This window comes from Photobacterium halotolerans DSM 18316 (assembly GCF_000425165.1).
GTDB classification, from domain to species: Bacteria; Pseudomonadota; Gammaproteobacteria; order Enterobacterales; family Vibrionaceae; genus Photobacterium; species Photobacterium halotolerans.
In genome coordinates, this window is record NZ_AULG01000042.1 from 1 (window position 1) to 2,467 (window position 2,467).

Here is a 2,467-nt window from a genome sequence, read left to right on the forward strand (position 1 = left end):
AGTCAGCGATAAGGCAAGAGGTCCACAACCGAAACAAGCCGGTGAAACGTGGAACGAATGTTCCACCTGATGAAAAACCCAGACTGACAACTAAGGGCACCATCCCGATTGATATCGTGCAGAAGGCGAACGCTGAGCTGGTAAAATTCGACATGAAGATCTTGACGCCACGCGTAGCTAATAAATCCCGTGACTACCGATACATCCATGTTGGGAAATATTACCGGCTGCTATCGAAAGACGCGGGGGAAACCTGGCAATTGATGTCGTTTGCTGATTTTGAACGGCACATGAAATAGGGCTATTCCCCCAATTCGTCCATCTGCCTTGGCGTGGGCGTCCAGTCAGGCAGTCTGGCCCTGACGCGATCATTGATTTCCCGATTCAGCCGGTCGCGCAGGGATAATGCCACTTTGAAGTGAGGAATGTCGCCCCAGGCTTTATTGGGGTTGGCCACGCCGTCGAACGTGCCCAGGCCGCGCACCTCAAACCGCTCGCCGGATATGTACGATACCCAAATCATTTCAAGAAACCCGATCACAACCAGGCTGGCCAGCGTGAGGGGCATCCCGCCTGCGATCAGATCTTTGATGTAATCCTGATAATTGAGGGGAGGGGCGTTCTTGATGGTTCGCCGTTTTGAGCGCTTATGTCGAATCATGAACTGCTCACGGCGAACGATTAGATGGCCACCCGCGCGATACTGCTGCACATATAGGTAGCCAAACGGTCCCACGTTCAGCGCGTCACCATTCGCCAGCCGGTCACACAAATACTGGATCAGCGTTCTCAGGGCTGGCTCAATGTCTTCCATGGTCCACTGGTCAAACTGGTTGCCAATGGCTTTGTTGCGGATATGGCGGATTAAATCTTTTCGGTTGCGGGTGCGGTGCTTTTTCCGTGTGCGTCCTGGTATGGGCATAGGTGGTTAATATAATCTAGGCATCGTTCCCGTAGTTTATCTATATACGGGTGGTCGCTGTTATTTTTCAACCGACGATGAGCGGCACAGGCCGCGCCGCGCACCATGATGAAATCGACTGCCAGAAATTGATCCTCAGTCGCCGTTTTTAGATCGGTGTACGTTCGAACGATATCGCGCAACTCAACGGCGCTAATGCTGCCTAACCTTGTGAAATTAAACCGGCTACGGCGCAGGCTGTTTGTTACATCATCTGGGGGGAGGGCGGTGGGGCTGTTGCCAGCCTCCAGGGCTTTCAAATCGTCGTCAATGCGGCCAATAATTGTCTCCATATACGCCAGCAGGTCCGCACGGTTAAATCGGTGCTTTGCCATCCTTTGCACACTGGTGATAATCACATCCTCTATCAGATTCTCATACAGGATTGTCATGTATGGGGCATCACTGCTACCTGACAGCCGGTCAACCACAAAATCAAACGCTCGTTTCCCTGAAAAACACCCAACCCGACTAAAATCGATCATTCCTGCATCCCTATTTACATTGGTCGCGCTAACCAATTGTTTTTCTAATTGTTGAGCTGATTATAACGACACTAATTAATGTTTCAATATCAAGACAGCCGCACCATTCCTAGACACGACTGTCTTATTTTTTATACATCTTGTGTAATAGCTAATTGCTACCACTCAACACTCCGGCGTCGGTGTAACTGCGCCGGTTGTTCTTGTTCCAGTTGCATAGCTCAGACAAATGTTTCGGCGTCTTCTCAGCGTGACGGGGGGGTATCCGCGTCCGCCAATTGTTGTTTTCGCCGCCTGGCAGCTCCAGATATTTACCTGTGTCTTGCAGGCTCCTGATATCCCTTAACGTTCTGCTCACCGTTTTTTCTCCCTGTAATTCCTGCCAACAAAAACCCGCCACTCTATCGAGCCAGAGAAATAGCAGGCGTATACACGCCCGTCATGCAATACCAGATGTTTTGTTTTCATGATGACCTATGAATTATGGTGCGCCAGCTTCCGCTGTTTAAATGCGTTGGTAATACGGCGAACCTGCTTTTTACTGACTGTGATCTTAGGGGCATAGTGCGGACCAATGACGACCTTTTCACCAGTGGCTGGATTGTGCCTGGCCACTTCGCCGCGATACACCGCCTCAAACACCGCAAACCCGCGCAACTCAATTCGGTATTTGCCGTTTTGTGTCAGCCTCAGCATGTGAAGGATCGCGCCGACATACAGGCTGGCGGTCTCTTTTGTGAAGCCGTGTTTTTTGAGTGCGTCAACCATGCCTGCCTGTGTCAGTCGGTGGGTGCATTTCCGCGTGCCATTGCTCGTTCTTGTGGCCACTCTGATATTCACCACGTCATGCATGGCCTTGCCCTCGCCGGTGCGCGGGTTACGCACGGGACGGCCCCCAGGTTTCCAGAGGGGGTATAACCGGCCATAGTTTTTTATATAAATCAGCCCCCCGTCCATCCAGGTATTAATGAACAAATTGATAATCGCGTTATAGGCGAATTTGACATCGCCTATTGGCGGG

General features: G+C 51.2%; 4 protein-coding genes. 1 reads left to right on the forward strand and 3 read right to left on the reverse strand.

The features are described 5' to 3' along the window. The coding region (locus H511_RS0109070) for a ParE family toxin-like protein (protein WP_027252019.1) at positions 1-299 on the forward strand (299 nt) is incomplete at its 5' end. Between the two features lie 2 nt (positions 300-301). Here H511_RS0109070 and H511_RS0109075 read toward each other — a convergent pair. The 3 genes from H511_RS0109075 to H511_RS22955 form a co-directional block, all read right to left on the reverse strand. Next, positions 302-922, reverse strand: a complete 621-nt coding sequence (locus H511_RS0109075; RefSeq protein WP_155804846.1) for an HU family DNA-binding protein — start codon at positions 920-922, stop codon at positions 302-304. Next, entirely contained in the window at positions 865-1,446 is a 582-nt protein-coding gene (locus H511_RS0109080) for a hypothetical protein (protein ID WP_027252021.1), read from the reverse strand. The genes H511_RS0109075 and H511_RS0109080 overlap by 58 nt, the downstream gene beginning before the upstream one ends. A gap of 474 nt (positions 1,447-1,920) precedes the next feature. Further along, positions 1,921-2,467 (reverse strand): HU family DNA-binding protein (locus H511_RS22955; RefSeq protein ID WP_036759326.1); only part of this gene is annotated, 547 nt, incomplete at its 5' end.

What these genes read in the sequence shown, in the direction of transcription:
- H511_RS0109080 (WP_027252021.1), bottom strand. Translation starts at nt 1,446, where the DNA reads ATGATCGATTTTAGTCGGGTTGGGTGTTTTTCAGGGAAACGAGCGTTT.
- H511_RS0109075 (WP_155804846.1), bottom strand. Translation starts at nt 922, where the DNA reads ATGCCCATACCAGGACGCACACGGAAAAAGCACCGCACCCGCAACCGA.